Source organism: Stutzerimonas azotifigens DSM 17556 (assembly GCF_000425625.1).
Classification (GTDB): Bacteria; Pseudomonadota; Gammaproteobacteria; order Pseudomonadales; family Pseudomonadaceae; genus Stutzerimonas; species Stutzerimonas azotifigens.
Genome location: NZ_KE384408.1, coordinates 198,771 through 212,607 on the forward strand (window position 1 = coordinate 198,771; position 13,837 = coordinate 212,607).

Here is a 13,837-nt window from a genome sequence, read left to right on the forward strand (position 1 = left end):
GGTTCGGGAAAGCGTATTGCCATCGATACGTTATAAAGTAACAATTACGCCCCCTTGCCCTTGCGTCGATATGGATATGTCTCTCGTGATACAGCACTTGTCACCCCAACGTCCTGCCCTGGCCTTGCCCGTCCTCTGTCTGCTTCCTCTGCTCGCCCAGGCCGAGCCGATCGCCCTGCAACCCATGGTCGTCAGCGCCACCCACACCGAGCGCGCGATGCGCGATGCGCCTGCCAGTGTGTCGGTCATCACCCACGAAGAGCTCGCCAAGCGCCCCGTGCAGGACCTGCAGGAAGCCCTGCGCGGCACCGAAAGCCTGCAATTCAACGGCATCGGCTTCGACCGCCGCGGCATCAGCGTGCGCGGCATGCCCAGCGAGCACACCCTGGTGCTGGTCGACGGCAAGCGCATCAGCACCTCCTCCGGCGCCATCGCGCATTCGGATTTCGACCTCGGCTGGGTACCGGTCGAAGCCATCGAGCGCATCGAGGTGGTACGCGGGCCGATGTCCTCGCTGTACGGTTCGGAAGCGCTGGGCGGCGTGGTGAACATCATCACCCGCAAGGCCACCGACAACTGGAAGGGCAGCGGCATCATCGATGGCGGCGTGCGCGAGGACGGCCTCGGCGGCCAGTCCCACCAGGTCGGCGCCTACCTCGGCGGCCCGCTGGTGCCCGGCGTACTCGGCCTGACGCTGAACGGCGAGACGCGCCGGCAGCAGGAGACGCCGGATTTCGACAATGAGCGTCTGTCGGAGCTGGAAGGGCGCAACGCCAATAGCGGCAGCGCGACCCTGAGCTGGACGCCGGACGAGGCGCAGCGCATCGACCTGACCTACGGCGCCGGCCGCGAGCGGCGCTGGCGCAACACCGAAACCGGCGGCACGAACTCGGCCTACTACGAGTCCGCCGACGTGATCGAGCGCGAACAGTGGTCGCTCGGCCACAGCGGCGACTGGCAGTGGGGCAGCACCCAGGTGCGCGCCTACCGCAACCGGCTGGATCGCGACAACGCGCGCAGCGATGGCCAGGCTCCCAGCGATCCCCAGCGCCTGACCGACAGCGTGGTCGACGGCCACCTCAGCGTTCCCCTGTTCGACCGGCATCTGGTCACCCTGGGCGGCGAGTGGCGCAAGGAGGAGCTGGAGGACAGCTCGGTGAACGCCGCCGGCGACGAGAGCGCACTGCATCGCGCGCTCTTCCTGCAGGACGAGATCGCCTTCAACCCGGACTGGTCGCTGACCCTCGGCAGCCGCTTCGACAAGCACGAGGCGTTCGGCTGGGAAGCCAGCCCGCGCGTCTACCTGCTGCATCACTATAGCGACGCGCTGACCTTCCGTGCCGGTATCGGCCGCGGCTACAAGGCGCCGAGCCTCAAGCAGCTGTCGCCGGAGTATGCCGCGGTCGGCGGCGGCGGCCGCTTCACCATCTACGGCAACCCCGAGCTGAAGCCGGAAACCAACACCTCCTACGAGCTGGGCGCCGACTACCAGGGCGCGGGCTGGTCGCTGACCGGCATGCTGTTCCAGAACGACGTGCACGACCTGATCCAGACCATCTGTGTGTCCCGCTGCGGCATCCGCGGCGCCGAGGTGCGCAACTACGAGAACCTGGAAAAGGCGCGCATCCGCGGTCTCGAACTGGGCGGCGGCATCGACCTGCCGGCGAACTTCCACTGGTCGCTCAACTACACCTACCTGGACGCACGCAACCTCACGGCCGGCCAGCGGCTGGGCGACCGCTCCCGGCACATGGCCAACAGCGTGCTGAAATGGGCGCCGACGCCCGGCTTCGACGCGCAGCTGCGCACCGAGTACGTCGGCAGCCAGCTGGCCTACAGCAGCAACGTCGCCTATGCGCTGCCGGCCTACAGCCTCTGGCACCTGGAGCTGAGCCGCAAGCTGAGCGACAACCTGACCCTGCGCGGCGGCGTCGAGAACATCGGCGACGAGCGCCTGGCCGACCAGAACGAGAACTTCGCCTACACCGAGCCCGGGCGTACCTACCACGTCGGCCTGGTGGCGACCTTCTGATGCGCCGCTGGCTGCCTCTGCTGCTGGCATTGCTGGCGTGCTCCGGCACCTGGGCTTCGGCCGATCGGCCGCAGGTGCGGGTGCTGAGCAGCGACTTCGTCCTGCCCGGCAAGCACCAGCGCCTGGCCGACTGGGCCGCCGAGGCGGGCGTGGAGCTCGCCAGCCTGCGCACGGGCGATGCGCGCGCGCCGGATGCCGGATGGCTCGCCGGGGCCGAGCTGCTGATCCTCGATACGCCGCGGCCGTCGGACGTGGCCGCGGTCGAACAACGGCTCGGCGACCTGCTGGAGCGCCAGCCGGTGCCCTGGGTCAGGATCGGCGGCGGTCCGCCGGCGTTCGGCCACCTGCCGCCGCCCTTGGCGATGCGCCTGATCGGCTACTACGGCAACGGCGGCGCGGCCAACCTGCGGCAGCTGTTCACCCTGGTGCAGCGCCGGCATGCGGAGCAGCCGTTCGACGACCTGCCGGCACCGGTCGAACTGCCGCAGACCGGCTTCTATCATCCCGACGCGCCAGCGCCGTTCGCCTCCCTGGACGACTACCTGGCCTGGGGCCGCGCGCGCTGGGCCGGGGACGCGCCGCGCATCGCCTTCGCCATTCATCGCGGCGCCATCGCCGACGGCCAGCTCGCGGCCATCGACGAACTGGTCCGGCGCAGCGAGCGGCATGGCCAGGCGCCGCTGGTGTTCTGGTTCGACGACCGCGACCCGCAGGCGCTGACCAACCTGTTCGCCAGCGCCGACGTGCAGGCGCTGGTCAACCTGCAGCACATGCAGAATGGCCCGGCACGCAAGGCCGAATTCCTCGGGCTGGACGTGCCGGTGCTGCAGACCTTCGGCTACCGTGACGGCGGCGAAGCCGACTGGCTGGCCGAACCGAGCGGCATGCAGGCGCGCACGGCGGCGGCTTTCCTCAGCGTGCCGGAAGCCTGGGGCATGAGCGATCCACTGGTGATCAGCGCGCTGGAGAACGGCGAGCCGAAGCTGATGGCGGGGCAGGTCGAGGCGCTGCTCGGCAAGCTCGACCGGCTGGTGCGCCTGCGCCAGCGGCCGGCGGCCGAGAAACGCCTGGCGCTGATGTTCTGGAACCACCCGGACGGCGAGCGCAACCTGTCCGCCTCGCACCTCAACGTGCCGGCCAGCCTGGCCGGTTTGAGCGAGGCGCTGCAGCGCGCCGGCTACGACGTGCCGGCCAGGGCGGAGGCGGAGCTGATCGCCCCGGCGCAGCGCCTGCTGGCCGGCTACTACCGCCCGGAAACCCTCGACCAGCTGTACCGCGACGGCCTCGCCGAGAGCCTGCCATTGAGCGACTACCAGGCCTGGTTCGATCGATTGCCCGAGGCCACGCGCGAAGCCTTGCGCGCGCGCTGGGGCGATCCGGCCGAGCATTGGGCGCTGCGCGAGATCGACGGCGAGCTACGTTTCATCGTGCCGGCCATGCACCTGGGCAAGCTCCTGCTGCTGCCGCAGCCACCGCGTGCCGGGCGGCCGGGCGAGGCCTACCACGACGCCCAGGTACCTCCGGACCACCTCTACCTGGCGGTCTACCAGTACCTGCGCGAGCGTTTCGACGCCGACGCGCTGATCCACTTCGGCACCCACGGCACCCAGGAATGGCTGCCCGGCAAGGACCGCGGGCTGGCCGTCGGCGACTATCCCTTCCGGGTGCTCGGCGACCTGCCGGTGTTCTACCCCTATATCCAGGACAACATCGGCGAGGCCATCCAGGCCCGGCGTCGCGGGCGGGCGGTCACCGTCAGCCACCAGACGCCGCCGTTCGCCCCGGCCGGGCTGTACGACGAGCTGCGCGACCTGCATCAGCTGATCCACGAATACCAGCAACTGGACGAGGGCGCGGTGCGCCAGCGCAGCGCCGAGCAGATCCGCGCCGCGGTGCTGGAAGCCGGCCTGCAGGCCGACTTCGGCTGGGACGAGGCGGGCATGCGCGAGGATTTCCCGTCCTTTCTCGCCGCGCTGCACGATCACCTCCACGAACTGGCGCGCGGCGCCACCCCGCTGGGCCTGCACACCTTCGGCGAGCCGGCGTCGCCCGAACACCGCCTGAGCACGGTGATGCAGCAGCTGGGCGCCCCCTATTACCAGGCGCTGGGGCTCGACCCCGAAGAGATGTTCGCCGTGGACTTCGCCGCCCTGCAGGAAACGGCGCCCTACCGGACGCTGAAGACCTACCTGCGCGACGGCGGCTCGCTGGACGAGGTGCGCGCCCCCGCGCTGCGCGAGCAACTGGCCCGCGGTATCGAGCTGGATCGCCACCTCGCTAAAACCGGGGAGATCGAGGCGCTGCTGGCCGGGCTGGCGGGGCGCTTCGTCGCGCCGGGGCCGGGCGGCGATCCGATCCGCAACCCGGACGTGCCCAGCGGCCGCAATCTCTACGCCTTCGAGGCGGACAAGATTCCCACCCGGGCGGCCTTCGAGGCCGGCGAAGAGGCGCTGCAACAGCTGATCGAGCAGTATCGCGCCGAGCACGACGGGCAGGCCCCGCGCAAGCTGGCCTTCAGCCTGTGGTCATCCGAGGCGCTGCGCCACCTGGGCATCGTCGAGAGCCAGGTGCTGCACGCGCTCGGCCTGCGCCCCGTGTGGGATGCCGGCGGGCGGGTCACCGAACTGGAGATCATTCCCGCCGAGCAACTGGGGCGGCCGCGCATCGATGCCGTGCTGCAGGTCACCAGCGTCTACCGCGACCAGTTCGACGGCTTCATGCGGCTGCTGGCCGATGCGGTCGAACGGCTGGCCGAGCTGGACGAGCCGGGCAATGCCATCGCCGAGAACAGCCGGGCGCTGGCCGAGCGGCTGCGGCAGCAGGGCATGGCCGAGGAGCAGGCCCGGCGGCTGGCGCGCCTGCGGGTGTTCGGCAACGAGCCGGGGGACTACGGCACCGGCCTGCCGCAACTGACCCTCGACTCCACCGGCTGGGACGACGAATCGGCGCTGGCCGAGCAGTTCCTCGGCCGCCTGCAGTACGGCTATGGCAGCCAGGACTGGGGCCTCAGGCTGGAGAGCACCAACCTGTTCGCCGAGCAGCTGAAGGGCGTGCAGGCGGCAGTGATGTCGCGCTCCTCGGAGCTCAACGGCGTGCTCTCCACCGACCATCCGTTCGAATTCCTCGGCGGTCTGTCGCTGGCGGTGCGCCACTTGGACGGCAGCAGCCCGGCGCTCTACATCAGCGATCTGCGCCAGCGCGAGCCGCGCACCACCGGCGCGGCGCAGTTCCTCGCCAGCGAGCTGCGCGGGCGCTACCTCAACCCGCAGTGGATCGGCGCCATGCAGGAGGAGGGCTATGCCGGCACCCTGGAGATGGTCAACCTGGTCAACAACCTGTGGGGCTGGCAGGCCGCCGACCGCAGCATGGTGCGCGCCGACCAGTGGCAGGCGATCCACGACACCTTCGTCATGGACAAGCGCCAGCTCGGCCTGAACGCCTGGTTCGAGCAGCACAACCCGACGGCCCAGGCGCAGATGATCGAGCGCATGGTCGAGGCCATCCGCAAGGGCTACTGGGATGCCAGCGAGCAGACCCGTCGCGAACTGGCCGAGCGCCGCCGGCAACTGGCGTCGACCGAGGCGGGGGAAGTCGGCCAGCCCGCGACCCGCGACTTCATCGAGCGCATCGCCGCCGGTTTCGGCCTGCAGGGCGGTTCGGTTCCGGCAGCGGAAGGCGCAAGCGCCGATGCCGGCCAGACCGTCAGCGGGCAGGTGCTCGAGGAAGTGTCGGCCTCGGGCGGCGACGAGCGGCCGCGCTGGCTGCTCTGGCTCGGCCTTGCGGCGCTGCTCGCGCTCTTCATCGCCGGCGCCGTCCGGCAATCCCTCTCCAATCGACGTCTTGTGGAACACGTATAAATGAATGGTCTGGAAACCAGCCTCTACGAACTCACCCGGTTGTTCCTGCTGCCGGTCCTGCTGCTGATCCTCGCCGCGCTGGCCTATGCCTTCGTCGCCCTGGGCGCCTTCGCCCTGGAGGCCTGGCAGCGTCGCGCCGGACGCTACCGCTCGTGCCTGGCGGCCTGGCACCGCGAGCATGGCGGGACCAGCGACGACCTCGAACTGTGGATCATGCAGCGCCTCGAATGGCTGCGCGTCACTTCGCGCAGCGCGCCGATGCTCGGCCTGGTGGCGACCATGATCCCCATGGGCCCGGCGCTGCTGGCGCTGACGCAAAACGATGCCCAGGGCATCGGCGAGAACCTGGTGGTGGCCTTCTCCGCGGTGATCCTGGCGCTGGTCAGCGCGAGCATCACCTTCTTCATCCTCACCGTGCGCCGCCGCTGGCTGCTGCAGGAACTGCGCGTCATCGAGCGCGCGCGGGAGCAGGGCTGATGCGTTTTCTCGAACACGACGAGGCGGACGACCCGATCCTCTCGATGGTCAACCTGATCGACCTGTTCCTGGTGGTGATCGGGATCCTGCTGATCGTCATCGTGCAGAATCCGCTGAATCCCTTCAGCCAGGACAAGGTGGTGGTCATCGAGAACCCCGGCGAGGCGGACATGCGCATGCTGGTCAAGGACGGCCAGGAACTGAAGCGCTACGAATCCAGCGGCGAGATCGGCGAAGGGCAGGGCACCAAGGCCGGCGTGACCTACCGCCTGGCCGATGGGCGGATGGTCTACGTGCCGGAGGGCGAGCCGGGGCAGGAGCGATAGACTCCGGTCCCGGCGCTGCGGCGGATCAGAAGGCGAAGCAGGAGCAGCCGAATGCCCCCCAGAAGCCCTGGTAATCGCTGACCGGCACGTTCGACAGGCGCGCCCCTTCGTGATGGTGGGCGTGTACGGCACAGGCGCCGGCGCACTGGTGGACCTGCGCGGTCAGCGGCGCGGCGGGCTTCCAGTGCCCCTCCACCCTGGCCACCGGGGACCAGTCCGGCAGGGCCGGCGGGGAGAGCTTGTCGAACTCACCGGTGGCGTACACCACCTTGCCACCGACCACGGTGAGCACCGATTCGAGCCACTTGATCTGCTCTTCCTCGACGGCGAAGTAGTCTGCGGACAAGGCCACCAGGTCGGCGAACTGGCCCACCTTGATCTGCCCCTTGCGACCCTGCTCGCTGGAGAACCAGGCGCTGCCGTGGGTGAACAGCTCCAGCGCGGTCTCGCGCGACAGCCCCTGCGGATGGAGCTGCAGCCCGCCGACGGTGCGGCCGCTCACCAGCCAGTACAGCGCGGTCCAGGGGTTGTAGCTGGCCACCCGGGTGGCGTCGGTGCCGGCGCCTACCGGCACGCCCTCGGACAGCATGCGCTGGATCGGCGGGGTGTGTTCGGCGGCCTGCTGGCCGTAGCGGTCGACGAAGTACTCGCCCTGGAAGGCCATGCGATGCTGGATGGCGATGCCGCCGCCGAGCGCGTGCACCCGCTCGATGTTCCTCGGGCTGATCGTCTCGGCGTGGTCGAACAGCCAGGGCAGGCCGTTGAAGGGAATGTCGCGGTCGACCTTCTCGAACACGTCGAGCATGCGCGAGATGGACTCGTCGTAGGTCGCATGCAGGCGGAACGGCCAGCGCTGCTCGACCAGCAGGCGGACCACCGGTTCCAGCTCCTGCTCCATGCTCTGCGGCAGGTCCGGGCGCGGCTCGAGGAAGTCCTCGAAGTCGGCGGCGGAGAACACCAGCATCTCGCCGGCGCCGTTGTGGCGGAAGAAGTCGTTGCCGTCGCCGGGCTTGACCATCGTCGTCCAGTTGCGGAAGTCGGCCAGTTCTTCCCTGGGCTTCTAGGTGAACAGGTTGTAGGCGATGCGCACGCTGAGCTGGTCGTCCTCGGCCAGCTTGCGGATCACTTCGTAGTCTTCCGGGTAGTTCTGGAAGCCGCCGCCGGCGTCGATGGCGCTGGTGACGCCCAGGCGGTTGAGCTCGCGCATGAACTGGCGGGTCGAGTTGACCTGGTACTCCAGCGGCAGCTTCGGCCCCTTGGCCAGGGTGGCGTAGAGGATCATCGCGTTGGGCCGGGCGATCAGCATGCCGGTGGGATTGCCGCTGGCGTCGCGCTGGATCTCGCCGCCGGGCGGGCTGGGCGTGTCCCTGGTGTAGCCGACCGCCTTCAGCGCGGCGCGGTTGAGCAGCGCGCGGTCGTAGAGGTGCAGCACGAACACCGGGGTGTCGGGCGCGGCCTGGTTCACTTCCTCCAGGGTCGGCATGCGCTTCTCGGCGAACTGGAACTCGGTCCAGCCGCCGACCACCCGCACCCATTGCGGCGCCGGCGTGCGCTCGGCCTGCTCCTTGAGCATGCGCAGCGCGTCGGCCAGCGAGGGCACGCCTTCCCAGCGCAGTTCCAGGTTGTAGTTGAGCCCGCCACGGATCAGGTGCAGGTGCGAGTCGTTGAGCCCGGGTATGACGCTGCGGCGCTGCAGGTCGACCACCCGGGTGGTGCTGCCGCGCAGGGCCATGGCCTCGGCATCGGAGCCGACGGCGACGAAACGGCCATCCTCGATGGCGACGGCGGAAACCGTGGGATTGTCGCGGTCCACGGTGTGGATGCGGCCGTTGTGCAGAATCAGATCGGCGGTCATGGAACCCCCTGAGGGCGTGGTCGTGGATGGACCGGCGGCGTGGGCGAAAGGCTGGGCGGATCAGAGTGCGCCCGCCGCGCCTGGCACCGTGCTGGCGGCGAGGAACTGGCGGCGGCTGTTGCAGGGTGGATCGCGGTTCATGGATGTCTCCTGATCAGCGGGCGTTCAGCCAGGGGGAGAGCCAGCGGGTGACCGTCGGCATGAAGAAATAGACGACCAGCAGCACGATGCTGAGGGTGATCAGCACGTTGCTCGGCAGGTAGCCTCCGAGCCAGGGCGCCCGGACGAACACGGGCTGCCAGAGCTGCGGTATCAGCAGGCTCAGCGGCAGGATCACCAGGAAGGTGACGCACGCCTGCTTCCAGCGGGGAGGCGGCTCGGCGCCTCCGGCGAGGGCAGGGCTGAACCAGAACTCGCGATCGGGGTTGATCTCGGTCCGGTCGCCGTCGGCGAGCAGGGGACGGACCTGCTCGATCAGCCCACGGCGTTCGTCGGATTCCAGCCAGGCGTGCAGCCGTTCGGGATTGGCGAAGCGCAGCACGCAGGTGAACTGCCGCTGGCTGCCTTGCTGCTCGCGCATCACGTCGATGCCCAGGTGGCCGGGATAGCCCTTGGCCGCCTCCACGGTGCGATGCAGCCAGCGTTCGTACGCCTGCTCGTTGCCTTCCTTGACGCGGTGGCGGATGAGCAGGGTGACCACGTCGTTCGAACGGTCGCTAGTCATGGTTCGCTTCCTGTTTCGCCGGCCGGTCGTGGCGGCATCGCTCCCGTGCTGCGCCTGCGGGCGGTTGCCCCGGAGCGGAAACGGATGCCCGTACGCACCGCCGGCGGTGCATGGACTGGGGCGGCGGCGAGCCTATGCCCGCCCTTCGGCCGGATGGTTGAACGCCAGGAAATGCCGCACCACCGGCCCCTCTGGGCCCCGATGAAAGCGCAGCACCTCGTTCTGGACGTCGGCGTCCGCTCTGGATACCCGGTTGTGCTGGCGCAGGTGCTCGGCCCAGGATTCGACCTGGAACCATTCGAGCATCAGCTGCGGATCGGCCGCGTCCTCGGCGATGCCCCAGGCATAGGCGCCGTCGCGCAGCCGCTCGGCCGACAGCCGGGCCAGCGCTTTCAGGAAATCGGCGCGGTCTTGCGGCGCGATGCGGTACTCGACCTGGATCAGCACCGGCCCCCGGTCGTGCTCGACCGGGGCCGCCGTCAGCGGCTCGGGCCAATGGCGCGAGGGCATCAGGTCGGCCTCGCCCCTGGGCAGCTTGAGGCGATGGGCGACCAGCCCCGCCGCGACCAGCCCGGCGGCGCCGGCCAGCAGGGTGAGCGGCACGCCGATCAGCTGCGCCACCGCGCCCCAGCCCAGGCTGCCGACGGTCATGGCGCCGTTGAACACCGTGAGGTACACCGCCAGCGAGCGGCCGCGCACCCAGTTGGGCAGGATGGACTGCGCCACGCCGTTGAGCGTGGTCAGCGCGGTGATCCAGGCCGCGCCCAGCAGCAGCAAGGCCGCCACCGCCGTCCACTTCGGCGGCGCGAAGGAAAGAAAGGCCATGATCGCCGCCGTCACCAGCGCCGCCAGGAGCAGCAGACCGTCGGCGTTCAGCCGCTCGCGCAGCTTCGGCATGACAACGGCGCCGGCGATCGCGCCGAGGCCGACGGCGCCGAGCAGGATGCCGTAGAAGCCGGCCCCGCCGCCGAGCAGCCCGCGCGCCACCAGCGGCAGCAGGGCCCAGACCGAGCTGGCCAGGGCGAAGAAGACGAAGGCGCGCAGCAGCACGACATGCAGCTCGCGGCTGGCGCGTGCATAGCGCAGCCCGGCGCGGAAGGCGCCGGGGAAACGCTCGGCCAGCACGTCCTGGGCCGCCTTCGGGCGCTTCCACCACAGCAGTGCGGCGATGACGAAGGCATAGCTGATGACGTCCACGCCATAGGTGAACGCCGCCCCCAGGCTGGCGAGGATCAGCCCGCCCATCGCCGGGCCGATGGCGCGGGCGATGTTGATCCCCAGCGAATTGAGCGCCACCGCGCTCTTCAGATCCTGCTTCTCCACCAGTTCGGGGACGATGGCCTGCCAGGTCGGCCCCATCAGCGCCGCGCCGATGCCGCCGAGGAAGGTCAGGGCCACCAGCGAGCCGATCGACTGCAGGCCGAGGAACGACAGCAGCATCAGGCAGACGCTGACGCTGGCCAGCAGCAACTGGATGGCGATCAGGAATTTTCGCCGGTCGAGGATATCCGACAGCACGCCGGCGGGGATCGCCAGCAAAAAGATCGGCAGCGTCGCGGCGGCCTGCACCAGCGCGACGGCCGCCGGCGACGGCGACAGGTCGGTCATGATCCAGGCACTGGCGACGTCGCGGATGAAGCTGCCGGTGTTACCGATGATGGTCGCGATCCACAGGACGGTGAAAAGCGCCTGCCGTAGAGGAGCGAAACTGCCGGCAGACGCGGAAACCGATTGCGATGATTCGTTGCTCATGACGCCTCTCGCTCTTCAGGTCCAGCGTCCGTTGTGCGCGGTGCCGCGTCCGCTTCGCGTGCGGGGCCGCGAGGCGGGCGGCTCGTGCCCGGCGCAGCCATCGCCCGGTGTCCGGGCGACGGCTGCAGCCGCAAGAGGCCTAGCTGGCCGGGTTGGGGCCGATGCGCTCGCCGTGCTGCACGCGCTCCGCCGCCTTGTGCACCATGGTGTAGGCGTAGTCCACGCCCATGCCGTAGGCGCCGGAATGCTCCTGGACGATCCGGATGACATCGTCGTAGGTCTCCTTGCGCGCCCAGTCGCGCTGCCACTCCAGCAGCACCTGCTGCCAGGTCACCGGCACGATGCCGGCCTGGACCATGCGATCCATGGCGTACTTGTGCGCTTCCACAGAGGTCCCGCCGGAGGCGTCGGCGACCATGTAGATCTCGTAGCCGCCTTCCAGCGCCGCGCAGAGCGCAAAGGTGGTGTTGCAGACCTCGGTCCACAGGCCGGACACGATGACCTTCTTGCGGCCGTTGGCGGCCAGTGCATCGCGCACGTTCTGGTCGTCCCAAGAATTCATCGAGGTGCGTTCGAGAATCCTGTGCCCGGGGAATACCGCCAGCAGCTCGGGGTAGGTATGGCCGGAGAAACTCTCGGTCTCGACCGTGGTGATGGTGGTGGGGATGTCGAACACCTTGGCGGCCTTGGCCAGGCCCACGACGTTGTTCTTCAGGACCTGGCGGTCGATCGACTGTACACCGAAGGCCATCTGCGGCTGCTGGTCGATAAAGATGATCTGGCTGTTCTGCGGGGTCAGGACTTCGAGGTACTGGGTCATCATGACTCTCCTTCAAGGTCGAGCGGTTCGGATGCGGCGACATTCGTTGCTGCCTGCGCAGCGCTGGGCCGGATCGGTGGACGGCAGGACCACCGATTCGGTCCGGTGCAGGAGAGGCCGCGAACCCCCGCACTCTGTTCGTTGCAACTCAGCCGGCGGCATCCACCAGCACCAGCTCGGCATCCTCGCGGGCGGTGATGCGGATGCGCTGCTCGCCATGGATAGCGGCACCGTCGCGCGCCTCCAGCACCAGCCCGTCGATCTCCACCTTGCCCCTGGCCGGCACCAGGTAGCCGTAGCGGTTCGCATCGGCGAAGCGGTATTCCACCGTCTCGCCGGCCTTCAGCGTCGCGCCCAGCACCCGTGCGTCGGTACGGATCGGCAGCGCGTCCTCGTCGCCCTCCACGCCGCTGGCCAGGGCCACGAACTGGCCGGAACGATCGTCCCGGGGGAAGGGCTTGGAGCCCCAGGACGGCGGTTCGCCACCGCGGTCCGGGAAGATCCAGATCTGGAAGATCTGCGTGACGCCCGGCTCGAGGTTGTACTCGGAGTGCCGAATGCCGGTGCCGGCACTCATGACCTGCACGTCGCCGGCCACGGTCCGGCCCCTGTTGCCCAGGTTATCCTCATGCGTGATCGCTCCCTGGCGAACATAGGTGATGATTTCCATGTCCGCATGGGGATGCGACGGGAAGCCTGTGCCCGGAGCGATGGTGTCGTCGTTCCAGACGCGCAGCGCGCCCCAGTGCACGCGCTCCGGATCGTGATAGCCGGCGAAGGAAAAATGATGTCTGGCATCGAGCCAGCCGTGGTGGGCGCCACCGAGGCTGTCGAAGGGACGGCGTTCGATCATGCTGTTCTCCCGATGAAGCAGGTTTCGATGGGAGCGACTATAGGCAGTCGAAGGTGCCTTTAGAATGGAAACGATGGAAAACTATCGTTTCCTTTTTGGATGTGTTGGATGGCAGGTTTCATGCTGTTCGTGGACAATCCTACGGAACGAACGTGATCGGATTGTTTCCGGGATTGCCATGAAGAACCTGCCGGACCTCGAAGCCTGGGCGATCTTCGCCAAGGTGTCGGAAATGGGCTCCTTCGCCCGCGCCGCCGCCGAGCTCGGCCTGTCGCAGGCCACCGTTTCCAAGGCCATCACACGCCTGGAAGGGCGCATGAAGACCATGCTGTTCCACCGGACCTCGCGGCGGATGTCGCTGACCGAGAGCGGCAACGCCGCGCTGGAGCGTGCCGCTCGCATCCTGGCCGAAGGCGAGGCGGTGGAGGCCGAGGTGGCCGAACAGTCGACCAGCCTGCGCGGGCCCATCCGCATCGCGGCGCCGATGTCGTTCGGCGTCTCGCACCTGGCGCCGGTGCTGCCGGCGTTCATGGAACGCCATCCCGACGTGGTGCTGGACCTGCATTTCAGCGACGAGCTGGTCGACCTGGTCGCCCAGGGATTCGACATGGCCCTGCGTATCTCGACCCTGGCCGACTCCAGCCTGCTGGCCCGGCGACTGTGTACCGTGCGCATCCTGCTGGTCGGCGCGCCAGCCTATTTCGAGCGTCACGGGCGGCCGGGCCACCCACGCGACCTGGCCCGGCATCGCGTGCTGCAATACAGCTATTCGCGCGGCGGCAGCAGCTGGCGGTTCCGTCACAGGCGGCATGGCGAGTTCGCCCAGGCGATCTCCGCATCGATGCTGGCCAACAATGCCGAGGCGCTGGCGCCGGCCTTGCGGGCGGGATTGGGGCTGGCGCTGCAGCCTGAGTTCCTGGCCTGGAAGGACTTGGAATCGGGCGCGCTGGAGACGGCGATGGACGACTGGCAGGTGGAGCCGATCGCGCTGCACATCGTGACCCCGCCGGGCCGCAGCCGCCCGGCCCGCGTGCAGGCGCTGATCGAGTACCTGGCCGAACGCTTCGCCGCCGCGCCCTGGGCGCAGCCCAGCGAGGGGCTGGAGTGATCGCCCGGGACGGCTCGCCGGCGGCCCAGCCTG

General features: G+C 69.1%; 10 protein-coding genes and 1 pseudogene. 5 read left to right on the forward strand and 6 right to left on the reverse strand.

The window, feature by feature from the left end; translation table 11 throughout:
- The first annotated feature begins 76 nt into the window (after positions 1 to 76).
- Genes H610_RS0111485 through H610_RS0111500 form a run of 4 tightly spaced genes read left to right on the forward strand, consistent with a single transcriptional unit; the run spans position 77 to position 6,692 of the window.
- The gene (locus H610_RS0111485) at positions 77 to 2,032 is read left to right on the forward strand and encodes a TonB-dependent receptor domain-containing protein (RefSeq protein ID WP_043238366.1); all 1,956 of its coding nucleotides are present in this window, start codon (positions 77 to 79) and stop codon (positions 2,030 to 2,032) included.
- A complete protein-coding gene (gene cobN, locus H610_RS0111490) occupies positions 2,032 to 5,889 on the forward strand; it encodes a cobaltochelatase subunit CobN (protein WP_028239801.1) in 3,858 nt (1,285 codons plus the stop codon). Before H610_RS0111485 ends, cobN begins: the two co-directional genes overlap by 1 nt.
- Positions 5,890 to 6,366 (forward strand): MotA/TolQ/ExbB proton channel family protein, encoded by a 477-nt coding sequence (locus tag H610_RS0111495; RefSeq protein WP_028239802.1) that lies wholly within the window; start codon positions 5,890 to 5,892, stop codon positions 6,364 to 6,366. It abuts the gene before it with no gap.
- Positions 6,366 to 6,692: a DUF2149 domain-containing protein gene (locus H610_RS0111500; protein ID WP_028239803.1), complete on the forward strand. Its 327-nt coding sequence runs from the start codon at positions 6,366 to 6,368 to the stop codon at positions 6,690 to 6,692. Before H610_RS0111495 ends, H610_RS0111500 begins: the two co-directional genes overlap by 1 nt.
- Before the next feature lie 25 nt (positions 6,693 to 6,717).
- Here the strand turns inward: H610_RS0111500 and H610_RS23780 are convergent.
- The 6 genes and pseudogenes from H610_RS23780 to H610_RS0111530 form a co-directional block, all read right to left on the reverse strand.
- Positions 6,718 to 8,547: pseudogene (locus tag H610_RS23780) on the reverse strand (amidohydrolase).
- Between the two features lie 60 nt (positions 8,548 to 8,607).
- The gene (locus tag H610_RS25965; RefSeq protein ID WP_236614291.1) at positions 8,608 to 8,688 is read right to left on the reverse strand and encodes a twin-arginine translocation signal domain-containing protein; all 81 of its coding nucleotides are present in this window, start codon (positions 8,686 to 8,688) and stop codon (positions 8,608 to 8,610) included.
- Between the two features lie 13 nt (positions 8,689 to 8,701).
- Complete coding sequence (locus H610_RS0111515) at positions 8,702 to 9,271, reverse strand: antibiotic biosynthesis monooxygenase (RefSeq protein ID WP_028239804.1); 570 nt, start codon at positions 9,269 to 9,271, stop codon at positions 8,702 to 8,704.
- A 132-nt stretch (positions 9,272 to 9,403) separates the two neighbouring features.
- Positions 9,404 to 11,023 carry an MFS transporter gene (locus tag H610_RS0111520; RefSeq protein ID WP_028239805.1) on the reverse strand — a complete coding sequence of 540 codons (1,620 nt, stop codon included), beginning with the start codon at positions 11,021 to 11,023 and terminating at the stop codon, positions 9,404 to 9,406.
- 139 nt (positions 11,024 to 11,162) lie between these two features.
- Positions 11,163 to 11,843, reverse strand: coding sequence for a hydrolase (locus tag H610_RS0111525; RefSeq protein WP_028239806.1), 681 nt, complete (start codon positions 11,841 to 11,843; stop codon positions 11,163 to 11,165).
- A 148-nt stretch (positions 11,844 to 11,991) separates the two neighbouring features.
- The gene (locus tag H610_RS0111530) at positions 11,992 to 12,696 is read right to left on the reverse strand and encodes a pirin family protein (RefSeq protein ID WP_028239807.1); all 705 of its coding nucleotides are present in this window, start codon (positions 12,694 to 12,696) and stop codon (positions 11,992 to 11,994) included.
- A 178-nt stretch (positions 12,697 to 12,874) separates the two neighbouring features.
- Between H610_RS0111530 and H610_RS0111535 the strand changes: the two genes are divergently transcribed.
- Entirely contained in the window at positions 12,875 to 13,804 is a 930-nt protein-coding gene (locus H610_RS0111535; RefSeq protein WP_028239808.1) for a LysR family transcriptional regulator, read from the forward strand.
- Positions 13,805 to 13,837 lie beyond the last annotated feature (33 nt).

Bases quoted from the DNA above. Each gene is read 5' to 3' on its own strand.
- cobN (WP_028239801.1), top strand. From the start codon at position 2,032: ATGCGCCGCTGGCTGCCTCTGCTGCTGGCATTGCTGGCGTGCTCCGGC.
- H610_RS0111520 (WP_028239805.1), bottom strand. From the start codon at position 11,023: ATGAGCAACGAATCATCGCAATCGGTTTCCGCGTCTGCCGGCAGTTTC.
- H610_RS0111535 (WP_028239808.1), top strand. From the start codon at position 12,875: ATGAAGAACCTGCCGGACCTCGAAGCCTGGGCGATCTTCGCCAAGGTG.
- H610_RS25965 (WP_236614291.1), bottom strand. From the start codon at position 8,688: ATGAACCGCGATCCACCCTGCAACAGCCGCCGCCAGTTCCTCGCCGCC.
- H610_RS0111495 (WP_028239802.1), top strand. From the start codon at position 5,890: ATGAATGGTCTGGAAACCAGCCTCTACGAACTCACCCGGTTGTTCCTG.
- H610_RS0111515 (WP_028239804.1), bottom strand. From the start codon at position 9,271: ATGACTAGCGACCGTTCGAACGACGTGGTCACCCTGCTCATCCGCCAC.
- H610_RS0111525 (WP_028239806.1), bottom strand. From the start codon at position 11,843: ATGACCCAGTACCTCGAAGTCCTGACCCCGCAGAACAGCCAGATCATC.
- H610_RS0111530 (WP_028239807.1), bottom strand. From the start codon at position 12,696: ATGATCGAACGCCGTCCCTTCGACAGCCTCGGTGGCGCCCACCACGGC.
- H610_RS0111485 (WP_043238366.1), top strand. From the start codon at position 77: ATGTCTCTCGTGATACAGCACTTGTCACCCCAACGTCCTGCCCTGGCC.
- H610_RS0111500 (WP_028239803.1), top strand. From the start codon at position 6,366: ATGCGTTTTCTCGAACACGACGAGGCGGACGACCCGATCCTCTCGATG.